The following is a 25923-nucleotide window of genomic DNA, read 5'->3' on the forward strand; positions in this document are numbered from 1 at the left end:
CAACGACATTCAACTGGGGTGTTACCCGGACAACTCCGTCGAGGTGGATTAACTTCGCTACCAGGAAGCGCGTTCTGAGTCGAGAATTGCCGGTCGACGGGGGCCGACCAGCACGTCCGAAGGGATCTGATGCACGTTCGTCAGAAGTCTGGTCAGCATGTCACGACGACGGCGGTGTTGGTCGCCGTGGTGAGCGTGATCGCGGTGCTGGTGGGGCCCGCCGCGATCGCCAGAGCGGTACCAGGCGACCCGCCTGCACCGCTCAGTCTGCGTGACATCGGTGCATCACCGACGATCACCTTTCCCGGCCAGCAGGGAGAAGTCAGTCTGAGTGTGCCCGTGCCGCCGGATCTCTCGCCGTCGGTGCTGCGCGGGACCACGCAACTGCCGTCGTTCGCCACGGGCGGCAACGTCGATGTCTTGCAGGGTGACCGACTCATCTCCCGGACGCCGATCAATCCGAGTCCCAACGCGCCCATCGAGTTGCCGCTGCGCGGGGTCGAGGTCAGCGAGAACGCGGCCGATCTGACCTTGCGCGCCTACCTGCGCGTCGAGGGCATCTGTCAGTTCGATCCGGAGACCTCGTTTCGCATCAACAACGCCACCATCACCTACACCGGACGAGAGGCCATCCCCACGACCGTCGCGGAATTCCTTCCGCCCGTACTCCGTGGTCTGACGATCTACGTCCCCGACGACGTGCAGCAGGCCGAAGGGGCGTCGGCGGTCAACCTCGCCACAGCGGTCGTCGCGCACTACGGCACGGCCCCGGTGCCGATCAGGACGGTCGCACTGCCGCGCGGGGCGATGACACCGCCGTCGGTCCCAGGACCCCTGGAGCGTCAGATCGTCATCAACTCCGACGCACCGCCCGGCGTCAGCGTGCAGAGAAGCCGCGGCAGCAGCTATCTGGTGATCGGGGGCTCGGGGGAGGAACTGCTCACGCAGACGGAGTTCCTGACCTCGAACCTGGCGTCGATCGCGCTCAGTTCCTCCGCAGTAGCGGGGACGTTGCACAGCGCACCGCAATTGGCGCCCGACGTACAGACGCTTGCCGATCTCGGTGTCACCGACCAGACCGTCACGTCGGCCGCGTGGCCCACCATCACCTTCGGCATCGACCAGACCCGACTGGGCAGGTCTGCCAAAGGCGTTCGTGTGCAGTTGTCCGGCTCGTACAGCCCCGGACCGGGCGACGCGAACACGTCGATCTCCGTTCGGGTCGGCGACCGCGTCATCGACACGATCAAGACGGACGGCTCCGGAACCTACGACACGTGGGTGGACATCCCCGACGACGTGCTGACCCGCTATACCGAGGTGACGTTGACCTTGGAGCGCAGTGACCTCGGGGAGGGCTGCGGGACCGGACATCGCAGCACGTTGAGTCTCAACTCCTCCGGCGAGATCCGATCCGACGAGGCGGATCCGCCCCAGCCCGGCGGCCTCGCCTCGCTGCCGCAGACGTTGATGCCGCGTACCCAACTCGCCTGGACGAAGGGGGATGTCGGCGACGTGTCGCGTGCCGTGCAAATAGGTGCGGGGCTGCAGTCGCTGTCGGCGGTGCCGCTCGGCTTCGATGTCGTGTCGGTCGACACGGCCGGTTCCTCGGAACAGCCTGCGGTGCTGATCTCGGCCGACGGCACGGGACTGCCCGACCTCGATCTGCCCCTGCAGACGGACAATCGCACGCTCAGCGTGGTGTCATCGTCCGGGGAGAGACAGGCCTCGACGGTCACCCTGAATCCCGGAATCCAATACGGCGCAGTAGAAGTGGCCCGCGACGACAACCGCACGGTGCTGGTCGCGACCTCTACCGAGGATTCCGGCGATCTCGATGCGCTGTTGCGATGGCTCGGCACCGACGATCGATGGGGCAGTGTGTCCGGCGACGCGATCATGCAGGTCGCCGACCACGAGCCGGTCCGGGTGGCGACCGATGAGGTGAACCCGCCCGAGACCGACTCCGGGTGGACCGCGTCGTGGCCGATCGTCGTCGCAATCGCCGTCGGCGCCGCGGTGGTGGCGGGTCTTATCGTCCTCGGAACGTTGCTGATGCGGCGCAGGCGACGTCCGGAGCAACCGTGACCGTCACCGACGCGGCTCCGGCCCCGTCGGCGCGGGGGCCGGGCCTGCGGGAACGGTTGCCGGAGAGCACGGCTGTCGTGGTGTTCGTGCGATGGGCCTTCATCCTGGCGGCGACGGTCTTCGGATTCTGGGAGACGCTGGTCGCGGTCGCCCGCGAGATGAGTGCGGGCACGCTCATCAGCTATCTGCCCGCGGCGATCGTGCTGGTGATCATCGCGGCGATCGGCGTCTCGTGGCGACGCGGCGCCGAACTGCCCATCCGCGACCGGCAGACCGACGTCATCGTCGGGGCGGTGATCCTGCTGGTGGCCCTGGTCATGGATGTGGCGAACCGTCGGTACTCGGGCGCTTACCTGACGACACACATCGACCTGTTGGCCCTGTGGGCGTTTGTCCTCGGAAGTTGTTGTCTCGCTTTCGGTCTGCGGCCGGTGGCACGGTATCGCTGGGTATGGCTGCTGGGATTGATCATCTTCCCCGTGCCCTACCGGCTGATCGTGCTCTCGCTCGGAGGATCGCCGACGCTCGCGGGGCTCGTGATGGTGGTCTTCGGGGCATTCGCCACCGCCGTGGCGGTGGGACGTACCGCCATGCGAGCCTTCGTCGGTGGTTGCATCGCCGCCGCGGTAGGGGTACTGATCCTGGTGTTCCTGCGGGTGGTGTTCCCGGATGCGGCGCAAGCGGTGCTGCAGACCCTGCCCGCGCTCGGGGCGGCGCTTGTGGCCAGCGCATTGCTGTACGTGGATTACCATCGGCGACAGACTGATTCGTGGTCGCCCCTGGGGCGACGGCTGATCGCGGTGTCGGTGCCGCGATTCGGTAGGCCTGCGCTGCTCATCCTGGTGATCGCCATCGCGATGTTCTTCGTACCGACGCCGGCGTATGGCCGCTGGGCCGACACCTACGTTCCCGGGTTGGATACCCGGCCGCCCCTGATCGTTCCGTCGGGATGGTCGGAAGGGGCGGTGGCGCAGTACAACTGGGTATCGCGACTGTACGGACCGGGAGCGGTCATGTTCGCCCAGGACCTGTTCCAGACGAAGGGCAGTCTGGAGTTCGACAAGTTCGCACGGTCCCGCAAGGTGGTGGCGAACACCGTCGAGACCGCGAATCCGTTGAGTTTCGACGTCTACCCGATCTTCTTCGTCTATGACCTCGTCGGGGCACGCTTCAGTGCGCCGGTGGCGGTGAGCCTGCCGCACGGCGTGACGGGTTATCTGCAGACCGTCGTGAACGACACCAATTACCTCACCTACAACCGCCTCTACTGGTCGTGGACCGATGGAAACAAGACACAACGGGTCATCTTGATCTCGGTGGACAACCACGAACCCGACGCCGCGTTCCCCTCCCCGAATGTGACAGTGCTGCGCAACTTGAACACCTTCTTCACGGTGCTCTTTCGAGGAAACTCGGTGACCGTGGACCTCGAACCACAGTTGAAGGACCGTGACCTGCTCGTCGGCCTTGCAACCGACCTGATCGACACGCAGGTCGACGCGATCGACAGGGCGTCGTCGTGACCGGGCGCGACAGCCGCGACATCGCCGCGCTGCTCGACGATCCCGACTATCGGGCGTCGTCGCTGTACGACGCCGTGGAGCGGCTTCGGGACATCGACCCGCAGATGTCGGCGTCGGTTCCGTTCAGCCGCGGGCAGAAGATCATCGGCGCGGTGACGGTGGTCGTCCTGGTAGTGCTGCTGGTGCTCTTTCCGGTGGGCACCGCGGCCGGACTGATCTCGATCGCCACGGTCGTCTACATCCTCGCGCTCGTCGACCGGCTGGTGATCTTCCGTCGCGGACTCGTCAACGGCGCCATCGTGATCGACGACGAGGCCGCGCGCGGCATACCGGATGCGGATCTGCCGCCGTACACGGTCCTGGTCCCCGCGTACGGGGAACCGGAAGTGGTCGGCGACCTGATCGCGGCAATGGAGTCGCTGGAGTACCCGCGGGACAAATTGCAGGTGCTGCTGCTGCTCGAGGAAGACGACGCGCCCACTATCGAGGCCGCACGCGAGGTGGAGGCCAACGACATGGTCACGGTGGTGTTGGTCCCCGCCGCCCAACCGCGCACGAAACCCAAGGCATGTAACTACGGTCTGCATTTCGCGACCGGGGACATCGTCACGATCTACGACGCCGAGGATCTGCCGGATCCGCTCCAGCTGCGCCGCGCGGTGGCGGCGTTCCGCAGTGTCGACGACGACACCGTGGTGTGCGTGCAGGGAAAGCTCAACTTCCACAATCCGCGCGACAACGTGCTCACCGAGTGGTTCACCGCCGACTACGGCATCTGGTTCAGTTATCTGCTACCCGGCCTCATGGTCAGCCGGGCGCCGATCCCGTTGGGCGGCACCTCCAATCACTTCCTGCGGGAGGTGCTCGACGACATCGGAGCGTGGGATCCCTTCAATGTCACCGAGGACGCCGATCTCGGCGTTCGTATCGCGGGGCGTGGATATCGGACCGCGGTGCTCGATTCGCTGACCCTCGAGGAGGCGAATGTTGATCCGATCAACTGGGTCCGCCAGAGATCGCGGTGGTACAAGGGCTACATGCAGACCTGGTTGGTGCACATGCGCCACCCGGTCGACCTGTGGCGAATACTGGGACCGGTTGCGTGGTATCGGTTCACCGTGCTGATTGCGGGCACACCGGTCATCGCATGTATGAACATGGTGTTCTGGCTCATCATGCTCGTCTGGATTGCGGCGCAGCCACCGATCTTCGCCGACCTGTTCCCGGGACCGATCTACTACCTGTCGCTCATCTCGCTGATCTTCGGCAACGGTGCCGCCATCTACATGAATCTCATCGCCATCCGTGAAGACGGTCGCATCAAGTTGATGTGGTCGGCGCTGATCGTCCCGGTGTACTGGGTCATGATGAGTGTCGCCGCCATCAAGGGGATGTGGCAGATGCTGTTCAATCCGTCGTACTGGGAGAAGACCTTTCACGGGCTCGCGGCGACGGGGGAGTCGGCGGACACCGACGATGCCGCATCTGCCGAGGGCGCAGGTACCCAGTGATGAGTCGGCGCAAGGTCATCGGACTGTTCGCGGTCATCTGGTTGATCTACCTCGTGGTGGGCGTCTACCTGGCCGCGGATGTCCGGTTCTTCATGGGCGATTCGCTCTCGCGCGTCCAATCGGCGCAGAGCGTGCTGTTCAGCCGCGATCCGCACGTGTCGGCGATCGGCTTCATCTTCACCCCGCTGACCGCCATCGTGCAGCTCCCGATGACCGCCCTGACACCGTTGTTTCCGTCGATGACCACGTCGGCGCTGTCCGCGGCGGTCATGTCGTCGGGGTTCATGGCGGCTGCGGTGATGCAGGTGTGGGGGATCGCCCGCGATCGCGGCATCGAGAAATGGATCGCCACACCGGTGATCGTCTGTTTTGCCGCGAACCCGATGATCATCTTCTACGCGGCGAACGGTATGAGCGAGGCGCCCTACCTGTTCTTTCTTGCGTGGGCGGGGCGGCGCGGGATGCGTTGGGTGGACACCGACGACGTCCACGAGTTGGTCACCGCCGGTATGGCTCTCGGCTTCGCCTATCTGACCCGGTACGACGGCGCTGCATCAGCGCTCGCGGCGGGCATCGTCGTGGCGGTGGTGAGTTATCGGCGCAGCGTGCCCGAGGAACGGGTCAATCGGGCGATTCTGGACATGGGGTTGATCGCGCTACCGAGCGCGGTCGCGTTTCTCGGCTGGGCGTTCACGAGTTGGTTGATCACCGGCGATCTCTTCGCGCAGATGGCCTCGCAGTACGGCAATACCACAATCCTGGAACTCTCGGGTGGGAGCGGTTCGTCGGGTCCGTTCCCGGCATTGACCTTCTCTGTCGTCGAGGTGCTCATCCTCGCGCCGCTGTTCCCTCTGCTGCTGGTGGTTGTCATCAACGCGCGGCGGCGATGGGGACGTATGGGGCCCATCCTGGCTCCTGTTCCACTGATCGGCGCTGTGCTCTTCTTCCAGATCTTCAGTTACGTACGGGGAACGACGTTCGGCTTCCTGCGCTTCTACATCACCGTCATCCTGCTGGCGGCGATCGTCGCACTGGTGGCCGTGCCTGCGCGTCGTGCGACTCCCTTCCGGCGGCTCGGCGCCCAGGCGCGTCTGCCCGACCTCGTCGCGGCGCGGACGACCAGGCACCGCCTTCTCGGCATCGCCGCCGTGGTCACGATGGTGGTTGCCGTGCCGGTGACCGCACTCGGGATGACCTCCACCAAGTACGCGCCGCAGGAGTTCGCACTGCAGTCGGTGGTGCGGCCGAATCCGGATGCGGTGGACAAGAAATCGCTCGATGCGCAACGCACACTACGATCGTTCTCCACCGAACGGGCGATCGCGCAATACCTGGACCGGCTGAATCTCCCGGACGGCAGCGTACTCTGCGACACCGTCTACGCCTTCGCGATCATCGCCCAGTCGACGCGTCCCAAACAGTTCGTGATCCCGTCGGATCAGGATTTCTCGGAGATCCTCAACGACCCGGCCGCGCATGGGGTGCGATTCATGCTCGCCGTCCCCAAGACCGGGCGTGGTGAGTCGGATGCACTGAACATCCGGTATCCGACCCTGTACGAGAACGGCGCGCAGGTGTCCGTGCAGGTCCTGGAGGCGCGCAATCAGGGTGCAAACCTGCCGAATTGGCGGATCTACCGCGTGACGTCCGCGGGAACCCTGCTCGAGGGAGCGGAGCGCTGAACCACAAGGATCAGTCGACGACGTCGGCGACGATCTGCCAGGCCGGGTCGTCGAACCCGATGTCGTAGGTGCACTCGTTCGGTCGAGGGTCGGGCACGAATGCCCACAGAAGTGCTCCAGCGGTGCCGAGTTCGCGCTGCTCGGCGATGCGGGACCGGAACTGTGCGGCTCGGGTGGACGTAGGTAGGCACGAGCCGGCGTGGATGCCGATCTCGTTGACCATCAATGGCTTACGCAGGGCGCGTGCCTGCCGGATGCGGGTGGGTAGATTGCTGCCCGCCGGGCCGTAGAGCGTGGTCTCCGATCCGTAGTCGTGGAAGTCGAGGACATCGAGTTGAGGCGAGGCTCCTACCGTGGAGAGGTCGTCTCCCTCGAATCCGCACTGGTCGCCACCGATGAAGCCGGCGAACAGTATTCGATCGGGATCGAGTTCGTGCAGTCGCGCGCCGGCGGTGTCGAAGAACGTACGCAACACCTGCGCACCACCTGTCGGACATTGCCTGTTCTGCCATGCGCAGCCACCCGGACCGCAGACGCTCGCTTCAGGCTCGCCGACGAGTTCCCAACCGGCGATGGTCGATTCGTTCTTCCACCGGGTGACCGCTGTGGTCATCCAGTCGGCAAAGGTCATGCCGCCCGGTGACTCCTCGTGCTGCCAACCGTCGACGTACCAGTCACGTTCCTTGAATTCGTGATCCTCGCAGTCGCCGGAACTGCCGGTCAGCACCGGCAGGACCATCTGTCGGTGCCGTTTGGCCGCGGCGAAGACCCGATCCAACGGGGCGAAGTCGATGAGCCCCGTGTTCTTGTTCACCACGAACATGGAGAACAGGTTGATGCGCGTCAACGCGCGCGCAGGCAGTTGACCGAAGTATTCGTCGAGGTCGACGGTGGCACCGCAACCACGATTGACCGACCAGTCGGTGCCGAGCTGATAGGCGTTGAACCCGGCGGGCCACCACGGTCGACGATCGAGTGTCAGTCCGGTGTCCGTCGTCGAGACGCGCCCCTTATCGCCGTGATGCACCGAGGTCGGCTGTTCCGGCGTCGTCGGGGCCGCACAGCCCGTGGCCAGGGACACGGTCGTGATCAGGATGCAACCGAGGAGAACCATCGCCCGCAGCCATCGCACACGCGAAGGTTACCCCCGGACGAACGTCGCGGTGCCGCTAACGTCGGAGGAATGCGATGGAGTGGCACGTGGCGGCGGTGTGCTGTGCTGGCCGTGAGCGGTGGTGCGGTTCTCGCCGTCGGGACCGGTTGTGCGTCCGACGAGACCCCGACGACGGTGTCGTCGGTGGCGAAACCCTCGACGACAGAGCCTTCGACGACAGGGCCTTCGACGAGGCCCGAGGCGCCGCCAGTGCCGTCGTCTCCGATGTCGGCACCACCGATGACGACACCACCGATGACGACACCGTCGTACCCGCCGCCGTACGTGGACCACGCCGAGTGGGTACAGACCGCCGTCGGGCCGAGTCTGCAGATCCACCCGACCCAATCGGGGCGGCGCACCGAGGATCCGCGCGGTGCAGATGTCGCATGGCGCGAGGTGCTCGCGATGGACCCGGACGCCGACACCCCGGGTATGCGTGCACAGTTCGACTGTCACTGGACCTTTGCGCGGCTCGTGGCGCCGGAGAAACCCAGCTGGAACATCGAACCGTCGCGCCCGGTGGTCACCGAGCAGGAGATGGTGTCGACCCGCTGTAACCCGGGAGCGCCCGAGGAATGACGCGCCCTGCTCAGCGGGTGGCGTACTGCCGTCGGTGACCCACCCAACGACAGATCACGTAGATCACGAACGAGATCGTGGTGACGAAGACCGACACCGGCAGACCGGGTGCCAGCGACAGGATCACACCGCCGATCGCGGCGACCTCCGCGAACACCACCGAGATCACCAGCACCGTCGTCGGGTTGGCGGTGAGTCGGGCCGCGGCGGCGGCCGGGGTGATCATCAGCGACATCACCAGCAGGGCGCCGATGATCTGCACGCCCTGGGCGCACGCCAGACCCATGAGGACCGCGAACACGACCGACAGGGTGCGGATGGGCACACCGTGAGCGCGGGCCACCCGCGGGTCGAGCGACGCGAACAGCAGTGGGCGGTAGATGATCGCCATGCCCACGACGACGATCACCGTGGTGATCGCGATCGCCGTGAGTCCGGCGGTACCGATGCTGACGACCTGTCCGGTGAGCATCGCGAAGCCGGTGCGCGCACTCCCGTACAGCGAGAGGAACAGCACGCCGAGGCCGAGGCCGAACGCCATCACCACGCCGATCACCGAATCGCGTTCGCGTGCACGGTTACCCATGAACCCGAAGACGGCGGCCACCACGACGGCGCCGATGACGCCACCGACATTGATGCTGATCCCGAGAAGCAACGCCGCCGCTGCGCCGGTGACCGACAATTCGCTGATGCCGTGCACCGCGAACGACATCTGGCGGGACACGATGAGCGGACCGAGGATGCCGCCCAGCAGACCGAGCAGGGCCATGGCGATCAACGACTGCTGGACGAAGCCACGACTGAGCAGTTCCGCGGTCTGTTCGAAGTCCCAGAGTTTGCTGATCTCGACTTCGGCAGCCGCGAGTGAGAGACCGTCCGTCACTGGGCGGCCCGCTCGCCGTCGACCCGCTGGACGGGGGTCGTCGGGGGTTCGTGTTGGTGGTCGCAGTGGTGGGCGTCCTCGCCGCCGATCACCAGGAGGCGACCGTTGACGCGCAGCACCTCGACCTCGCTGCCGTAGAGGTTCGACAGCGTGCCGGTGGTCATCACCTCGTCGGGCGTGCCGATCCGGAATGCGCCGCCGACCAGGTACAGCACCCGGTCCACGTACGGCAGGATCGGATTGATCTCGTGCGTGACGAAGACGACGGCGGTGTCGGCATTGCGGCGGCGTTGGTCGATGAGATCGACGACCAACTGCTGATTGGTGGGGTCCAGACTCGACAGCGGTTCGTCGCACAGCAGCAATGTCGGATCACCGGTCAGCGCCTGCGCGACGCGAAGTCGCTGCTGTTCGCCGCCGGACAGCAGACCCATCGGGGCGTTCGCATAAGCGGTCGCGCCGACCTCGGCGAGGGCGGCGTCGACGAGACGCTTCCGGTTGGCCCGGCCGCGGAAGCCGAGACCCCACCGGCGGCCGTCGACGCCGAAGCCGACCAGGTCGCGTCCGCGAAGCGCCATCGGATCGGAGTCGTCGGCGTGCTGTTGCGGGATGTAGCCGATCGCGTCGGTCACCTGTAGTCGTCCCGAGCTCAGCTCGTACTGCCCGAGCAGTGTGCGCAGGAACGACGTCTTCCCGGATCCGTTGGGCCCGAGGACGGCGATGAACTCGCCGCGCGAGATGGACAGCGACAGATCGTCCCACAGCGCGCGCGGGCCGAAGGCCAGGCGTGCGTGGTCGAAGCGGGCAACGGTGCCGTCGTCGAGTCCGGAGTCGGTGACGGCAGAGGCCTCGCGATCGGGTTGTGCCATGAGGTCAGTGTGCGGCATGTGTCCCCAGCGCGGCACTCAACGCGTTGATCTGCCCGGACTGCCACGCGATGTAGTCCGTGACGCCGTCGGGCAGCGTCTCGGTGAATCGCACCACCGGGACACCGGCGCGCTCGGACACGGAGAGCAGGGCTTCGGTGACCGAATCGACGGCCTGGGTGTTGTAGATGAGTGCATGAACGGTCTTGGAGGTGAGCAGGTCCTCCATCGCGGCGCGGTCGGCGGCCGAGGGTGATTGTCCTTCCTCGACGGATTGGGCGAATCCGGCGGGTGCCGCGTCGACGAGGCCTGCCTCGTCGAGCATGTAGCCGGCCAGCGGCTCGGTCTGGGCGACCTTCGTGCCGTCGTGAGCCTGTTTGATCTGGGCCAACTCGCCCCGGAGTCCGGTGATCTTCTCGTTGAACGCGGTCGCGTTGGCCCGGAACTCGGCGGCGTTGTCGGGGTCCTTCTCGGCCAGCGCGTCGCCGACCTTGGTGGCGACCTGGCCGACGACGGCGAGGTCGTAGAAGACGTGTTCGTTCATCGAGTCGGGATCGCCGTGATCGTGGCCGTCACTGCCGAGCAGATCGAAGGCATTGATCGCGGTGACGTCGGAGTCGGCGACAGCGCTCTCCATGTAGGCGTCGTAGTGGCCGCCGTTGAGAACTGCGACGTCGGCGTCGGAGACCTCCGCGGTGTCGGCCGCAGACGGCTCGAACTCGTGCGGATCACCTTCGGCGTTCGTGTAGAGCGAGGTGACCTCGGCCTTGTCGCCGGCAACTGCGGACGCGACCGCACCCCACACGTTGGTGGAGGCGACCACGCTCGGAGTGCCCGACGCGGTGCCGTCATCGGTGCCCGAACAGCCGGTCAGGACAAGAGCGCTGACGCCGATGGTGGCCACGGCAGCGGCCAGGGTTCGCCTCATGGGGTTATCTCCACTCACGCAAATGACAATCGTTTCCGAAAACAGTGTAGGGGATGGGTTCCGTGGGGGGCGCGCTCGGGGTGGCACGACAATGCCATCAGTAAAAGTGCCAATGATCATTGACACTCTCGGGTGGTGATGCTTGGCTTGGGCACATGTCCACGCATGCGACTGCCGCAGAGCTCTCCTACGACGACGTCCTCGACGACTTGTCGGTGGCGTCGGTTCACCGAAGTTTCGATCCGTACGTCGACATCGATTGGGATGCTCCGGCGATGGCGATCGTCGACAACGACAGGCGCTGGGTATTGCCCGCCGGCGATCCGGTCGGTGGGCACGAGTGGTATCGGCGACAGCCGCTCGACGTGCAGATCGCGATCGGCAAGTGGCGGATGGCGAACATCGCGAAGACGGGTTTGCAGTTCGAGTCGATCCTCATCCGTGGGCTGATGCAGTACAGCTTTCGGTTGCGCAACGGCGACCGCGAGTTCCGTTACTGCACGCATGAGGCCAAGGAGGAGTGCAACCACACGTTGATGTTTCAGGAGTACATCAACCGGCTCGGGGTGCAGGTGCCCGGAGCGCGACGTGGCTTCCGGCGCATCTCACCGTTCATTCCCCTTGCCGCGACGGCGTTTCCGACGATCTTCTTCATGGGGGTGTTGGCCGGCGAGGAGCCGATCGACCACGTGCAGAAGGATCTGCTGCGAGGTGACACGGAACTGCATCCGGCGACCGCTGCCATCTTCGAACTGCATGTGGCAGAAGAGGCCAGGCACATCTCGTTCGCCCACGAGTACATCCGCGCGGCGATTCCGGAGAAAGGGCGAGTGTCGCGGTGGGTTCTCTCGCTGATGTTGCCGATCATCATGCGCACGCTGTGCGGCGTGATCATGGTCCCTCCGCGTCGCTTCCGGCGTATCTTCGACATCCCCGACGACGTCTTCCGGGAGATGTTCTGGGATGCACCGCAATCACGGTCGATGCTGGCAGGCGTCTTCGGCGATGTGCGCATGCTCGCCGACCAATCGGGGCTGATGAACCCGGTGTCACGGTGGACCTGGCGACGCCTGGGCATCGCGGGTCGATCCTCTCGCTATCGCAGTGAACCGCAATATCACCCGAGTGCTGCCTGACGGATGAGGTGCCGGGGCGACGGGTCGAGTGGGGCACCGTCGGGTGCCCGCCGGTTCACTGCTCAGCGGGCACCCGAAGGGTTTCCTATTTCACGCTGTGGAGTTGTCAAGGGTCGTGCACGTCCCAGGTGTCCCGGGTCGCTGGTTTAGGCTTGGTGAAAGTCCTGGTGGGTCAGTCTGTTTCGATGGCCATGAATATGGCGATGTCGGGAGGGTGATCTCGATACGCTCGCTCGGCTTGCGCCTCGCGGGCTACTCGATCGGCGGTGGGTGGGTGTCAAGGGCGCGGATTGGATGCCGAACGCATCCCTGATGGCGTCAGGCGGCGAGGGTCATGGTGCGCCGGTTGTAGGCCGGTAGCGGTGTGCGTGTGGGGTCGACGTCGACGGGTGGGATCAGCCAGGGGTGTCGGTCGGCGCCCATGGTGATCTCCCAGTCTGATGCGTGAATCTGCGCGTGGCAGGCGGTGCACAGCAGGCAGCCGTTGTCGATGCCGGTGGCGCCCCCGTGTGACCAGTAGATGATGTGGTGACACTGGGTGAATCCGGCGGCGGCTCCGCATTTCACACAGCATTGGTCCCGCACGATGAGTGCTTTGCGTTGTTGCGCGGTGAACAGCCTCGCTGCGCTGCTCACGTCGAGGGGTGCACCGTGCTCGTCGAGGTCGAACACCGTGACGGCGGAATCACACGCCACCAAATGTGCGGTGGTCTGGGAGCCCCAACCATTCCAGGGTTGCCCGATCCGGATGATCGGCCGGCACGGTCACACTCACCTGTGTTTTCGGGGCGACCACCATGTCGGCGTCACCTGTTCTGGTGGCTTTGGCCGCGGCATCGAGGATCATGTCCAACGCATCGGCGCGCCGTTGTCCGGCTGATCGGGTGTCCTCGGATCCGTCGGGTTCTGGCCGTTTGCGGGACAGGGGTTCGACGGCGGAGACGAGTTTCTCGCCGGTGACGATGTCGAGGTTGGCGAACACCTCCAACCGGCCATCGGCAGTCGAGGTGGTCGACACCTCGTTGATCGAGCGGTCTTCGGCCGCCGGCACCCCACCCTGGTCATCGGCGATCTCATTGCCGCGCGACCGCGCCACCGCCAACACCTCACGCGGGGTGGCACCGGAGAACGCTTGGGCGATCAACGCCAGCTCGTGTTCGATCACCGACCCCGCAGACAACGGTTCCGGCGCCCGTTGATCGATATGGGCCATCCCCCGCACCAAGGCGTCGACGTGCTCACCGGAGAACACCCCGTCCGCAGAGTAAGCAGCCACCCGTTCCAACCGGTCGAGGGCGGCTCCGATGCGTAGCCAGCGGTCGGCGACGGCCGGAGCAGCCCCCATCTCGATCAGCAGTCGTCGGGTGCGGCCGCCGGACCGCTGTGCCACTCCGAGACGATCCATCGCCACAGCGTGCACGGCCAGCTGATGATCGACCAGGTTACGCACGTCCATCAATGTCTTCGTGGTGTCGAAGACGTGGCGACCGGACGCATCGGCGTCGATCGTCACCTCACGCAGCAGGGGTATCAGGGTGTCCAACGGCATGACTCGATTGTAGTCGAACATGCGTTCGGCGGGAAGTATTCATTCACAGGTATTCGACTGGGCTGCAATGCATTTCGGTGGCACGATGGTCGCCTTGCTGAAATTGTAGCGGGGACCTCTGACAGGTTCAGGGTGGTGAGTGGTGTTGTTACACAAGGGTGTTGACAACTCTCGAACAGTGTCACCAGGACTTCCGGGCAGGCAAGCGCTCGGATCGTCGGCCGCCCGGCGTACCCGAGATCAACCCAGCACGACCGGGATCACGAAGCTGCGCAGCAGTTTTCGCTCCTCGTCGACGGTTTCGGCGGGGCTGGTCAGGAGCGAGACGATCACCCGCACCAACCATCGCGCCCGCTCCCGGCGGGTCGATGCTTCCACGCGGGGCGTGATGTCGCCCAGGAACTCCACCGCCATGGCCTCGATGGCCGGCGACAGAAGTGCCAGATTCGACGATCCGCCGGACGCATCCGGTGTGAACCACGCCGACAGCGCAGGATTCGCACGCACCCCGGCCACGGCCGTCGTGACCGCTGCGACCAGTCGCTCGGCCGGATCCGTCTCGTGGCGAGTGGCAGCCGTGACCGCGTTGCCGAGTTCGGTGGCAGCCCGATCGACATAGGCGGCAAGCACTTCCGACTTGCCGGGGTAGTAGCGGTACAGCGTGGCCCGCGAGCAGCCGACGGCCTCGGCGAGGCCACGCATCGTCACCGCGGGCACGCCCTGTTCGACGAACATCTCCTCCGCGACGTCGAGAATGCGTTGGGCTGCGAGTTCGGTCCGGTCGGGGGCGAACCAGTCTGCGGCACGGGTCGTCGGATCAGACATGGAACGGGACGTATGTCGGCCGACGGACGTAGTTGCCCTCCGCCCACTCGATGCCCTCGGCGTCGACGGTGAAATCCGGGTGGCGGGCGAGCAGCTCGGTGAGGGCTACGCGCGCCTGCATCCGAGCCGCGGCAGCGCCGAGGCAGTGGTGGTTGCCGTGGCTGAACGTCAGGATGTTGCGTGGTCGTCGTGTGACGTCGAGGGCGTCGGCATCGGGCCCGTAGATGGCGGCGTCGCGGTTGGCCGAGCCGTAACACAACAGCACCTTGCGACCGGCCGGGATCGTCACCGGCCCCTCCGGGGTGTCCGGGAAGGTCGCATCGCGCGTAGTGGTGCGAGCGAGCCCCTGGACCGGGGAGGTGAGGCGCAGGAGTTCGTCGACCGCCCCGCCGATCAGATCGGGGTCGTCGACGAGGCGGCGCCGCTGATCGGGAAAGCGGTGGAGGAGGTCGACGCTGCCACCGAGCATGCCGGTGGTGGTGTCGTTGCCACCCGCGACCATGGTGAAGGTGAACGCCAGGATCGACAGCAGACCACCCGGATCGTCCGGATCGTCGGCGAGGCCGGCCGCGACCAGCTGGGAGACGGTGTCCTCGCCCGGATGCTGTTTGCGGAACTCGACCAGCTCGGAGAAATAACCCAGCATCTCCATCGTCGCCGCGCCCGCCGACTCGGCGGCCGCGGCCATGCCGCCGACGCCCGAGGTGGCACCCACCACCGCCTGCGTCCAGCCGTCGAACCGGGACCAATCGCGCTCAGGTACCCCGAGATAGTGCGCGACAACCATGCTGGGCAGCGGTTTGAACAACTCGCCGACGATGTCGGCCGGACCCTCGCCGTCGAGTCGGTCGAGTCGGTCGGAGACGAACTCGCGTACGCGTGGCTCGATCTCGACGACCTGACGCGGGGTGAACCCACGCGCCACGAGCTTGCGGAACTCGGTGTGTGACGGCGGGTCCTGCATGACCATCGGTGGATGCTCGGCCATGCCGATCGCATCGAGTTCTCCATAAGTGACGGTGAGGCCCTGCGCCGACGAGTACGTCTGCGCGTCGTTCGCGGCAGCCAGCACGTCGGCATGTCGGGTGAGCACCCAGTACTCGCCATCGGGCGCCGCGACCCGATGGACGGGTGAGTGCTCACGAAGCGCCGCATACATCGGATACGGGTCCGCCCACGTGGCGCCAGACCGGAGTTGGAACGACGCACGCTCGGACACATCAGTTGACATGTCCCGATACTGAGACACATTCTCAGATGTGTCAATCGGTGGATCGCGTCCGCTCGAATCCGCGACGCGCCCACGCGACCGGCGCGGGTGCACGGTCGACGGGGCGGGCGCCGACTCGGCGGGGAACTCTTCTCTAAGCTGAAGAGATGACCAGCCCCCCGTTGCCGCGGCGCGTCGCACTCATCTCCGTGCACACCTCGCCGCTCGCACAGCCGGGGACCGGCGACGCGGGTGGGATGAACGTGTACGTGTGGCAGACCGCCACCCGGCTGGCCCGGCGTGGCATCGAGGTCGAGATCTTCACCCGAGCGACGTCCTCGGCCGATGCTCCGCTCGTCGCCGCCGCGCCGGGGGTGACCGTCCGCAACGTGGTCGCCGGCCCCTTCGAGGGACTCGACAAGCGTGATCTGCCTGCCCAGCTGTGTGCGTTCACCGCCGGTGTGTTGCGTGCCGAGGCCATGCAGAAGCCGGGCTACTACGACCTGATCCACTCGCACTACTGGCTGTCGGGTCAGGTCGGCTGGTTGGCCAGGGACCGGTGGGGCGTGCCGCTGGTGCACACCGCGCACACGCTGGCGGCGGTCAAGAACGCTGCCCTGGCCAAAGGGGACACCGCCGAGCCGATGTTGCGGGTGATCGGTGAGCAGCAGGTCGTCGACGAAGCCGATCGGATGGTGGTCAACACCGAAACCGAAGCGGCCGAACTCGTTTCGATGTACAACGCCGATCGGGCGCGGATCGACGTGGTCACCCCGGGCGCCGACCTCGACGTCTACTCGCCGGGTTCTCGGGAGCTCGCACGCACGGAACTCGGCATCGCGCAGGACGACACGGTGCTGGCCTTCGTGGGGCGGATCCAGCCGTTGAAGGCGCCCGACGTGCTGCTCGCCGCGGCGGCGCCGCTGATCCGCCGATCGCGCGGGAGTGCTCGTCCGGTGCGGGTGCTCATCGTCGGCGGACCGTCGGGCAGCGGGCTCGAACAGCCGTCGTCGCTGATCGATCTCGCCGACGATCTCGGCATCGGCGACGCTGTCACGTTCCTGCCGCCGCAACCGTCGGATCGTCTCGCCCAGGTCTACCGGGCGGCCGATCTGGTTGCGGTGCCCAGTTATTCGGAGAGTTTCGGACTGGTCGCCATCGAAGCGCAGGCGTGCGGTACTCCGGTGATCGCCGCGGATGTGGGTGGTCTGAGTGTGGCGGTGGCCGATGGGCGTACCGGCCTGCTCGTCGGCGGACACGACATCGAGGACTGGACCACGGCCATCGACGGGCTACTCGCCACACCGGACCGACTCGACCTGATGCGGCGCAACGCTCGCTCCCATGCCGAGCAGTTCTCCTGGGATCACACTGCGACACAACTGCTCTCGAGCTACTCCGCGGCGATGCAGTCGTTCGCGGCCCGCAACCCGGCCACGGTCGGCGCCGCGTCGGTGCGGCGTGGAACCCGACGTCGGCGCTGGCGTCGGACGAAACTGGCAGTCGGACAAGGATGAGCGCGTGAATCAGACCGAGATCGTCGAGTTGCTCGAATCGGCGCTGACCGATCGCGAGATCGAGTTCAGCCGTAAGGACTCCGGGGGCGCGCAGGCCGATCACCTGGTGCTCGAACTGCCCGGCGAGCACAAGCTCAAGACGACGGTGCTGCTCACCGCTGGGCCGCACGGTCTCCGGCTCGAGGCGTTCGTCTGCCGCCACGCCGACGAGAACCACGAGAAGGTCTATCGCTACCTGCTCAAACGCAACCGCAGGCTCTACGGGGTCGCGTACACCATCGACAACATCGGCGACATCTATCTCGTCGGCCGCATCTCCGGTGATGCCCTCAGCGCCGACGAGCTCGACCGAGTCCTCGGACAGGTCCTCGAGGCCGCCGACGGCGACTTCAACACGCTGCTCGAGATCGGGTTCGCGAAATCCATCCAGCGGGAGTGGGCCTGGCGGGTGTCGCGCCGGGAATCTCTGCGCAACCTGCTCGCATTCGAGCACCTCATCGACAAGGAGTCGCTGCCGGAACCGGGGCAGCCGCTACCGGGGGAGCAGTCTCCGGTGCGCTCGCTCGACGGACTCGGGGAGCGGCCGGGCGATGCTTCCGCACCGATCGACGAGGACTGACCCGGCGTCGTCCCGGTCGTCGTAGAGTTGTGCTGCCACGCAGGCATGGCGGCGTCGAAATCGGACGATACGGACAACGGGTCATCGGGGGACCCTGACAACGTGTGTTGTTACGATGGCGCCCAGACCCACCAACGGAGGTGCCATGAGCTTCACGAGTCCCTATCCCGATGTCGAGATCCCCGATGTGAGTCTGTACGACTTCCTTTTCGGTTCCATCACCGACGAGGATCTCGGACGGACCGCCCTGATCGACCCGAAGTCCGGCGCGACCACGACGTACGGTCAGCTTGTCGGCCAGATCAACGCCGCTGCCGGTGCGCTCGCCGCCCGTGGTGTCGGTGTCGGCGACGTGGTTGGGATCCTGTCGCCGAACATCCCGGCGTTCGCCACCGTCTTCCACGGCATCCTCCGGGCCGGCGCCACCGCGACGACGATCAACGCTCTGTTCACCGCCCCCGAGATCGCCAAGCAGTTGCGGGACGCGCAGGCGAAGATGCTCGTAACCATCTCGCCGATGGCCGAGCAAGCCGCCGCGGCGGCCGCCGAGGTGGGCATCGCCGACGAGAATCTCATCATCCTCGACGGCGCAGGTGTGGCGGAGTCCGGCCATCCCAACGCGGCCGACCTGCTGGGGCCGAATCTGCCCGCACCCGACGTCGAGTTCGATCCCGCCACGCACGTCGCCGCGCTGCCCTACAGCTCGGGGACGACAGGAAACCCCAAGGGCGTCAAGCTCAGTCACCGAAATCTCGTCGCCAACGTCGCGCAGATCAAGCCGCTCCAGGGGATGACGTCCGATGACGTCGTGATCGCCGTGCTGCCGTTCTTCCACATCTACGGCATGACCGTGCTCCTCAACGCGGCGCTCTACAACCGGGGCAGCCTGGTCATCATGCCGCGGTTCGATCTGGTCGAGTTCCTGGAGAACATCCAGAACTACAAGGTGACCAGCGCCTACATCGCGCCGCCGGTGGCCGTCGCCCTCGCGAAGCATCCGATCGTCGACAACTACGATCTCGGTTCGTTGCAGACGATGATGTCGGGTGCCGCACCGCTCGACGACGAACTGGGCAAGGCGGTGGCCAAGCGTCTCGACCTGCACATGCTCCAGGGTTACGGGATGAGTGAGTTGTCGCCCGTCAGCCATCTGATCCCCATCGACACCAAGGCGGCGCTCGGTCTCGACGAGCCGCCGTTGTCGTCGACCGGTTGGGCGATCCCCAACTCGGAGAACAAGATCGTCGACCCGGCAACCGGCGACGAGATCCCGCTACCGGCCGAAGGACTGTCGGAGCCCGGTGAGCTGTGGGTGAAGGGCCCCAACGTGATGCTCGGCTACCTCAACAACGAGCAGGCCACCGCGGACACCCTCGACGCCGACGGGTATCTGCACACCGGCGACATGGCGCAGGTCGACCCCACCGGCTGCGTCTACATCGTCGACCGGCTCAAGGAGCTCATCAAGTACAAGGGCTACCAGGTGCCGCCTGCCGAACTCGAGGCGCTGCTGCTGACCCACCCGAAGATCGCCGACACCGCCGTCATCGGGGTCCTGGAGCCCGAGAGCGGGGAGGAGATCCCCAAGGCGTTCGTGGTGCGTCAACCCGATGTCGAACTCACCGAGGTCGAGGTCATCGACTTCGTCGCGGCAAAGGTCGCCCCGCACAAGAAGGTTCGCGCGGTCGAGTTCATCGACGCGATCCCGAAGTCGGCGTCGGGCAAGATCCTGCGCAAGGACCTCCGCTCCTAGCCTGTCCTGAACCGGGTCCGGCCCCATGGTGCGCTCACGCATATCGCGTGGACGGACATGGGGCCGAACTCGTTTCGTCAGCCGATCCCGTGCGGCGGGATGTCGTCGTAGGCTGCATGGCGTGTGGCACGCGTGCGCTTGTTGTACCAGTACGTGATCGCCCACAGGATGACGCCGAACAGCAGGAGCCATCCGGCGATGGCGTACTGCTCGGGGTCGCGCCCGGTGATCGGGAGCGTGAGATATCCGCAGGTGATCGCGCCGGCCAGGGCGATGCCCACACGTGTGCGGAAATGCTTGTGCGCCACCTTGTCCCGACGTAGGACCAGAACCGCGATGTTGACGACGGTGAAGACCGCCAGCAGGAGCAGCGCCGTGGTGCCGCCGAGCAGTCCGACGATGGAGCCCTGCGGATCGGCGCTGACGTAGACGAGCAGGCACAGTGCGATGACGGTGGTGAACACGATCGCGGCGAACGGGGTGCGGCGTCCGGGATGCACGTAGGAGAGGAACGCGGGCAGCACCCCCTGCTTCGACATGCCGTAGAGCAGTCGGCTCGCCATCATCATGTTGATCAACGCCGAGTTGGCCACGGCGAACATCGAGATCCATGGAAGTAGTTGGGAGATCGGGAAATCCGGAGCGGCGGTCTCGACGACGTCGACGAGCGGCACCTCGCTCTCGGCAAGCACTCCGACGGGCACGATCGCGACCGCGCAGATCGCGATCAGCACATAGATGGCCGCGGTGATGCCGAGTCCGCTGAGCATCACCTTCGGGAAGATCCGGACCGGGTCCTTGCATTCCTCGGCCATGTTCACCGAATCCTCGAAGCCCACCATCGCGAAGAACGCGAGAGATGTCGCGGCGGTGACCGCGACGAACACGTTCTTGTCCTCGGGGGTGTCGAAGGCGACGACCGCATCCCAGTTCGCGTCGTGTCCGACGATGAACCAGAAGCCGATGAAGATCACCATCAGCAGGCCGGACAATTCGACCAGGGTGAGCACCACGTTGGTGCCGACGCCCTCGGCGACCCCGCGGAAGTTGATGAACATGACCAAGAGCAGAAAGGCGACCGCCACGAACAGCAAGGCCGGATTCGTCGCGGACGGCGAGTCGCCGCCGTTCAACGCGGTCACCATGTTGACCGCGAAGGCCCGCGACGCCGTGGTGGCCGACGTGATGCCCGAACACATCACCGTGAACAACACGATGAAGGTCACGAAGTGGATGCCGAAGGCCTTGTGCACGTAGAGCGCGGCGCCCGCAGCCTGCGGGTACTTCGTCACGAGTTCGAGGTAGGAGAACGCGGTCAGGGTGGCCACCACGAAGGCGACCAGGAACGGCACCCAGGCCGCTCCGCCGACCTCGCCCGCGACCTGGCCGGTCAGTGCGTAGACGCCGGTCCCGAGAATGTCGCCGACGATGAAGAGCAGCAGCAACTTCCAGCCGAGGACGCGTCTGAGTGCCGGTTGGGGAGGTTGGTCGGCACCGGTCGCGCCGGCCTCCGCGCTGACGGTCATGCAGTGACATTAGGCTCGTTGTGTCGGATTTGTCCGGGTTGGTGGATCGGGTGACCTGATCGTTGCCGACCTGAGGCGATGTCGTCGTCCGGGCAGACTGGTCCGATGATGTCCGTGCACCGCTTCGTGCTCGCAGGTTCGTTGGTGGCGACCACCGCGTTGACGGTCGGTCTCGGGATGACCGATCCCGCTGCACCGCTGTACTACCCGACCCGGTTCCTGGTCTGGAACCTCTTCCTGGCGTGGATTCCGATGGTGTTCGCCGTCGGGTTCGCGACGGTGCGTCGTCGGGGCTGGTTGATCCCGTTGGGCCTGGGCTGGCTGGCTTTCCTGCCGAACGCGCCCTATCTGGTCACCGACCTCGTGCATCTCGGCGAGGGGGTCGAGCTGTGGCGGCACGTCCTGCAGTACGGCTTCGCGGCGTGGACCGGCATCATGCTGGGCGTCGTGTCGATGGTGGTGGTGCACGATCGGGTCGAGCGCGAGTTCGGTGTCGCGGCCGGGTGGCTCGGCGTGGTGTTCTCGGTGGGGATGTGCGGCATCGGGATCGTCATCGGCCGCTTCCAGCGTTGGAACTCATGGGACCTGGTGACCAGGCCCGATGCGGTGGTGGCATCGACTCTCGAGTGGGTGCGTTCGCCGTTCGCGCAGGTCGAATCGACGGGCGTCGCGATTGCCGTCGCCGCGTTCTTCGGGCTCGCCTACCTCACCGTGTGGTCGTTGCGTGGTGTCGGCGCCGACGGGTCGCCTGCGCGGCGGCCGGTCGGGTGACCGGCGAGATCCGTGCGAACAGGTATGGGAAACTCATCGCATGAGCAACGGCACCTTGATTCTGATGCGGCACGGCGAGAGTGAATGGAACGCGTCCAACCAATTCACCGGCTGGGTGGACGTGGCGCTCACCGAGAAGGGGCGGGGCGAGGCGGTGCGCGCGGGAGAGCTCCTCGTCGAGCACGACCTGTTGCCCGACGTCCTGTACACGTCGGTGCTCCGGCGGGCCATCCAGACCGCGGAGATCGCCCTCGACAAGGCTGATCGGCATTGGATTCCGGTGACGCGGGACTGGCGTCTCAACGAACGTCACTACGGTGCGCTGCAAGGGCTCAACAAGGCCGACACCTTGGAGAAATACGGCCAGGAGCAGTTCATGCTCTGGCGCCGCAGCTACGACACCCCGCCGCCGGCGATCGATCCGGACGCCGAGTACAGCCAGACGCATGACCCGCGGTATGCGGACCTGGCCGAGGTGCCGCTGACCGAATGCCTCAAGGACGTCGTCGCGCGGATGATCCCGTACTTCACCGAGACGATCGCCGCCGACATCAAGGCCGGTCGGACCGTGCTCGTTGCGGCCCACGGCAACTCGTTGCGGGCGTTGGTCAAGTACCTCGACGACATCTCCGACGCCGACATCGCGGGCCTCAACATCCCCACCGGCAACCCGCTGCGCTACGACCTCGGCGACGACCTCAAGCCGCTCAACCCCGGCGGCACCTACCTGGATCCCGAGGCGGCCGCGGCCGGCGCCGCAGCTGTCGCAGCGCAGGGACAGAAGTGAGACCGCAGCTGTAACGAAATCGTCATGGTGTCAGCGATGTGACGCGCGCTACATTGGATGCCATGGCGGACGCTGGGAGTTTGAGGATCATTCATTCCCCTGCTCAGGAGCGGTACGAGGCTGTGTTGGGCCACGACCCATCTGGCGACTGGAATGCCGACGACGTGACCGTGGGGTATCTCGACTACGTCTCGGAGCCCTATCAGGTGGTGCTCACACACACCGTGATCCACGAGCAATACAGTGGTCACGGCTATGCCGCGGAGCTGGTGCGGACGGTTCTCGACGACATCCGGAAGTCCGGCAAGCAGGTCGTCCCGGTCTGTTCGTACGTCCAGTCGTTCATCGGCAGACACCCCGAGTACAGCGACATGGCGGTACCGGTTCCGCAGTGACCGGCTCACCGCGTCGGAAGTAGCACCTTCGACGGTGTGCCGTGCGGACACGAACGAACACCGCGTGAACAGCATCGGAACAATGGCAACGAATGTGCTTCGGGCGTTCGTCGCGCCGTAAGCTGCGATTGTGACCGTTGCATTGGTAGTCGCGGCGCTCGCGCTGGCAGTGGTCTGCGGTGTGTGTCTCGGACTCGGCTGGCGCGCCATCTCCGGGCGTCTCGGACTCGCGGGCCGGGCCCGTCGGGCCTCGGTCCCCGGCGACTCGACCTCGAGTGATTCCGACACCACACTGGTCGCTCCCCGGATGATCGCGGCGCACGCTCCCCGCGAGGTCTCCGACGCTGCTCGGTTGCGCGACTCCGATGTGCCCGTGACCACCGACGACGGCCGGATGACGAAGGCCGGACTGCTCAGTCTGATCGTGCGCAACAGTGAGAATGCGGTCGCCGTGGTCGACCGGTTCCGTGACGTGGTGCTCTACAACCAACAGGCCGTGGAACTCGGCGTGGTGCGGGATCGTCTGCTCGCAGATCCGGTCTGGGATGCGGCCAAGGAGGTGCTCGACACCGAGGCCGAACTCCGGTTCGAGTTCACTCCGCCGACGTCCACGCTCGGGTTCCTCTCGACCGGGCGTGCCGCCCCGCGGACCGTCGAGTCGGTGCGGTGCCTGGCTCGGTTGGTGGCACACGAGGAGGAGCGGTACGCCGTCGTCTACGGCACCGACGACACCGAGCACAGCCGCGTCGAGGCCACTCGTCGCGACTTCGTCGCCAACGTGTCCCACGAACTCAAGACGCCGGTCGGGGCGATCGGTCTGCTCGCGGAGGCGTTGCTGGAGTCGTCCGACGACCCCGACTCCGTCGAGTACTTCGGCCGTCGCGTCCAGACGGAGGCCGACCGGATGGGCAACATGGTCAGCGAACTCATCGCGTTGTCGCGTCTGCAGGGCGGCGAGACGCCGGAGTTCGCGACCGTCGACGTCGACGAGTTGATCGATCACGCCATCGACACGGCCACCGTGAGCGCCGAAGCCGCGGGCATCACGCTCAAATCCGACACGTCCGCAGGCCTCGTTGTGCGTGGCGACCGTTTGTTGCTGCTCACCGCGATCTCGAACCTGGTGGTCAACGCGATCCACTATTCGCCGAACCAGACCACCGTGTCGATCAGTCGGCGCCTCACCCAGGTCGACGGCAGGCCGATGGTCGCGATCGCCGTCACCGACCGTGGCATCGGCATCGCCCCCCACGACCAGGAGCGCGTGTTCGAACGGTTCTTCCGCGTCGACAAGGCCCGATCGCGGCTGACCGGTGGCACCGGACTCGGCCTGGCCATCGTCAAACATGTCGCCGCCAACCACGGAGGCACGATCGGCCTGTGGAGCAAACTCGGCACCGGTTCGACGTTCACCCTCTGCATCCCGCAGGATCTGACGCCCGGGCTCGCGGACGACGCCGTCGAGGCGGAGGACAATGGACGCGGGTTGGACGCGCTGACCCAGCCGGCTGCGGATCTGCCGTGAGGGCGTCGTCGGTTCCGATCGTGCACCAGCGCCCTGCGGCCGGCCGGGACCCCGGACCCGCACAACCATCGACCGCAACAATCGACCCTGCCCGTAACAACAAAGGATTCACATCGGTGACGCACGTACTGATCGTCGAGGACGAGGAATCGCTGGCCGATCCATTGGCCTTCCTGCTCCGCAAGGAGGGGTTCGAGGCCAGCATCGTCAACGACGGCTCCCAGGCACTCCCCACCTTCGAGCGCGTGAGCCCCGACATCGTTTTGCTCGACCTGATGCTTCCCGGCATGTCGGGCACAGAGATCTGCAAGGTGTTGCGGGCCCGGTCGAGTGTGCCGGTGATCATGGTGACCGCCCGCGACAGCGAGATCGACAAGGTCGTCGGGCTCGAACTCGGTGCCGACGACTATGTGACCAAGCCCTACTCGGCGCGTGAACTCATCGCCCGCATCCGGGCGGTGCTCCGCCGTGGGGGAGACGTCGGCGAAGAGGACCTGTCCGTCGGCATCCTCGAGGCCGGCCCGGTCCGGATGGACGTCGACCGGCATATCGTCTCGGTCAACGGCGACGGGGTCACGTTGCCGCTCAAGGAGTTCGATCTGCTCGAGTATCTGCTGCGCAACGCGGGTCGCGTGCTCACCCGTGGCCAGTTGATCGATCGGGTCTGGGGGGCCGACTACGTCGGCGACACCAAGACACTCGACGTGCACGTCAAGCGTCTGCGCTCCAAGATCGAACCGGATCCGGGTAACCCCAAGCACCTGGTGACCGTCCGCGGACTGGGCTACAAGTTCGAGCCGTGAGCCCGACCACCTGACGGCCCGGCCCATCGTCCGCGCCCGACAGCGTCCGGGATCCCGATCCCGCCACAGCAACCGGTACCTCGCCGACAGCAACGCCTGTCTCGGTGACAGCAACCTGTTTTCCGCCGAGGGCAACCTCTACATCGGTGACAGCAACCTGTTTTCCGCCGACAGCAACCCGCAAATCGCTGACGGCAACCGGAATCCCTCCGACAGCAACCAGCCATCAGCAGACGGCAACCGTCGGCATCTCGCCGAGGCAACCAGCGTTCGTCGACGGCGACTGCC

At 66.0% G+C, this 25923-nt stretch carries 21 protein-coding genes and 1 pseudogene; 14 read left to right on the top strand and 8 right to left on the bottom strand.

Annotation, left to right across the window (positions count from 1 at the left end):
- Window positions 1-129: 129 nt before the first annotated feature.
- The 4 genes from AAFP35_RS15605 to AAFP35_RS15620 are packed head-to-tail and all read left to right on the top strand — an operon-like array spanning window position 130 to window position 6804.
- Complete coding sequence (locus AAFP35_RS15605; protein ID WP_419222552.1) at window positions 130-2088, top strand: hypothetical protein; 1959 nt, start codon at window positions 130-132, stop codon at window positions 2086-2088.
- Entirely contained in the window at window positions 2085-3611 is a 1527-nt protein-coding gene (locus AAFP35_RS15610; RefSeq protein ID WP_419222553.1) for a hypothetical protein, read from the top strand. The genes AAFP35_RS15605 and AAFP35_RS15610 overlap by 4 nt, the downstream gene beginning before the upstream one ends.
- Window positions 3608-5122: a glycosyltransferase gene (locus AAFP35_RS15615; RefSeq protein WP_419222554.1), complete on the top strand. Its 1515-nt coding sequence runs from the start codon at window positions 3608-3610 to the stop codon at window positions 5120-5122. Before AAFP35_RS15610 ends, AAFP35_RS15615 begins: the two co-directional genes overlap by 4 nt.
- The gene (locus AAFP35_RS15620; RefSeq protein WP_419222555.1) at window positions 5122-6804 is read left to right on the top strand and encodes a glycosyltransferase family 39 protein; all 1683 of its coding nucleotides are present in this window, start codon (window positions 5122-5124) and stop codon (window positions 6802-6804) included. Before AAFP35_RS15615 ends, AAFP35_RS15620 begins: the two co-directional genes overlap by 1 nt.
- Before the next feature lie 10 nt (window positions 6805-6814).
- Here the strand turns inward: AAFP35_RS15620 and AAFP35_RS15625 are convergent, their stop codons facing one another.
- Window positions 6815-7918: a beta-mannosidase gene (locus tag AAFP35_RS15625; protein WP_419222719.1), complete on the bottom strand. Its 1104-nt coding sequence runs from the start codon at window positions 7916-7918 to the stop codon at window positions 6815-6817.
- A gap of 294 nt (window positions 7919-8212) precedes the next feature.
- Between AAFP35_RS15625 and AAFP35_RS15630 the strand changes: the two genes are divergently transcribed.
- Window positions 8213-8539, top strand: coding sequence for a DUF2599 domain-containing protein (locus tag AAFP35_RS15630; protein WP_419222556.1), 327 nt, complete (start codon window positions 8213-8215; stop codon window positions 8537-8539).
- A 10-nt stretch (window positions 8540-8549) separates the two neighbouring features.
- Here the strand turns inward: AAFP35_RS15630 and AAFP35_RS15635 are convergent, their stop codons facing one another.
- Genes AAFP35_RS15635 through AAFP35_RS15645 form a run of 3 tightly spaced genes read right to left on the bottom strand, consistent with a single transcriptional unit; the run spans window position 8550 to window position 11219 of the window.
- Complete coding sequence (locus AAFP35_RS15635; protein WP_419222557.1) at window positions 8550-9425, bottom strand: metal ABC transporter permease; 876 nt, start codon at window positions 9423-9425, stop codon at window positions 8550-8552.
- A complete protein-coding gene (locus AAFP35_RS15640; protein ID WP_419222558.1) occupies window positions 9422-10294 on the bottom strand; it encodes a metal ABC transporter ATP-binding protein in 873 nt (290 codons plus the stop codon). Before AAFP35_RS15640 ends, AAFP35_RS15635 begins: the two co-directional genes overlap by 4 nt.
- A 4-nt stretch (window positions 10295-10298) precedes the next feature.
- Complete coding sequence (locus AAFP35_RS15645) at window positions 10299-11219, bottom strand: metal ABC transporter solute-binding protein, Zn/Mn family (protein WP_419222559.1); 921 nt, start codon at window positions 11217-11219, stop codon at window positions 10299-10301.
- 155 nt (window positions 11220-11374) lie between these two features.
- On the opposite strand from AAFP35_RS15645, the gene AAFP35_RS15650 reads away from it, so the two are divergent.
- The gene (locus AAFP35_RS15650) at window positions 11375-12355 is read left to right on the top strand and encodes an AurF N-oxygenase family protein (protein ID WP_419222560.1); all 981 of its coding nucleotides are present in this window, start codon (window positions 11375-11377) and stop codon (window positions 12353-12355) included.
- A gap of 318 nt (window positions 12356-12673) precedes the next feature.
- Here AAFP35_RS15650 and AAFP35_RS15655 read toward each other — a convergent pair.
- From AAFP35_RS15655 to AAFP35_RS15665, 3 genes and pseudogenes are all read right to left on the bottom strand, one after another.
- Window positions 12674-13925: pseudogene (locus AAFP35_RS15655) on the bottom strand (HNH endonuclease).
- A gap of 219 nt (window positions 13926-14144) precedes the next feature.
- Entirely contained in the window at window positions 14145-14729 is a 585-nt protein-coding gene (locus AAFP35_RS15660) for a TetR/AcrR family transcriptional regulator (protein WP_419222561.1), read from the bottom strand.
- Window positions 14722-15960: a cytochrome P450 gene (locus AAFP35_RS15665; RefSeq protein ID WP_419222562.1), complete on the bottom strand. Its 1239-nt coding sequence runs from the start codon at window positions 15958-15960 to the stop codon at window positions 14722-14724. Before AAFP35_RS15665 ends, AAFP35_RS15660 begins: the two co-directional genes overlap by 8 nt.
- A 146-nt stretch (window positions 15961-16106) precedes the next feature.
- Between AAFP35_RS15665 and mshA the strand changes: the two genes are divergently transcribed.
- The 3 genes from mshA (at window position 16107) to AAFP35_RS15680 (ending at window position 19828) form a co-directional block, all read left to right on the top strand.
- Window positions 16107-17456 carry a D-inositol-3-phosphate glycosyltransferase gene (gene mshA / locus AAFP35_RS15670; RefSeq protein WP_419222563.1) on the top strand — a complete coding sequence of 450 codons (1350 nt, stop codon included), beginning with the start codon at window positions 16107-16109 and terminating at the stop codon, window positions 17454-17456.
- A 4-nt stretch (window positions 17457-17460) separates the two neighbouring features.
- The gene (locus tag AAFP35_RS15675; RefSeq protein ID WP_419222564.1) at window positions 17461-18075 is read left to right on the top strand and encodes a YbjN domain-containing protein; all 615 of its coding nucleotides are present in this window, start codon (window positions 17461-17463) and stop codon (window positions 18073-18075) included.
- Window positions 18076-18220: 145 nt separating this feature from the next.
- Complete coding sequence (locus AAFP35_RS15680) at window positions 18221-19828, top strand: AMP-binding protein (protein ID WP_419222565.1); 1608 nt, start codon at window positions 18221-18223, stop codon at window positions 19826-19828.
- Window positions 19829-19905: 77 nt separating this feature from the next.
- On the opposite strand, the gene AAFP35_RS15685 is transcribed toward AAFP35_RS15680, so the two are convergent.
- A complete protein-coding gene (locus AAFP35_RS15685; protein ID WP_419222566.1) occupies window positions 19906-21354 on the bottom strand; it encodes an APC family permease in 1449 nt (482 codons plus the stop codon).
- A 105-nt stretch (window positions 21355-21459) separates the two neighbouring features.
- On the opposite strand from AAFP35_RS15685, the gene AAFP35_RS15690 reads away from it, so the two are divergent.
- The 5 genes from AAFP35_RS15690 (at window position 21460) to AAFP35_RS15710 (ending at window position 25635) form a co-directional block, all read left to right on the top strand.
- Window positions 21460-22125: a DUF1361 domain-containing protein gene (locus tag AAFP35_RS15690; RefSeq protein WP_419222567.1), complete on the top strand. Its 666-nt coding sequence runs from the start codon at window positions 21460-21462 to the stop codon at window positions 22123-22125.
- A gap of 40 nt (window positions 22126-22165) precedes the next feature.
- Window positions 22166-22912: a phosphoglyceromutase gene (locus tag AAFP35_RS15695; RefSeq protein ID WP_419222568.1), complete on the top strand. Its 747-nt coding sequence runs from the start codon at window positions 22166-22168 to the stop codon at window positions 22910-22912.
- 62 nt (window positions 22913-22974) lie between these two features.
- On the top strand, window positions 22975-23307 hold the full coding sequence (locus tag AAFP35_RS15700) for a GNAT family N-acetyltransferase (protein WP_419222569.1): 333 nt from the start codon (window positions 22975-22977) through the stop codon (window positions 23305-23307).
- Between the two features lie 130 nt (window positions 23308-23437).
- Window positions 23438-24832 carry a sensor histidine kinase gene (locus AAFP35_RS15705; protein ID WP_419222570.1) on the top strand — a complete coding sequence of 465 codons (1395 nt, stop codon included), beginning with the start codon at window positions 23438-23440 and terminating at the stop codon, window positions 24830-24832.
- Between the two features lie 116 nt (window positions 24833-24948).
- A complete protein-coding gene (locus AAFP35_RS15710) occupies window positions 24949-25635 on the top strand; it encodes a winged helix-turn-helix domain-containing protein (RefSeq protein WP_419222571.1) in 687 nt (228 codons plus the stop codon).
- Window positions 25636-25923 lie beyond the last annotated feature (288 nt).

The sequence above is a fragment of the Gordonia sp. CPCC 206044 genome (genome assembly GCF_048537895.1).
GTDB lineage: Bacteria > Actinomycetota > Actinomycetes > Mycobacteriales > Mycobacteriaceae > Gordonia.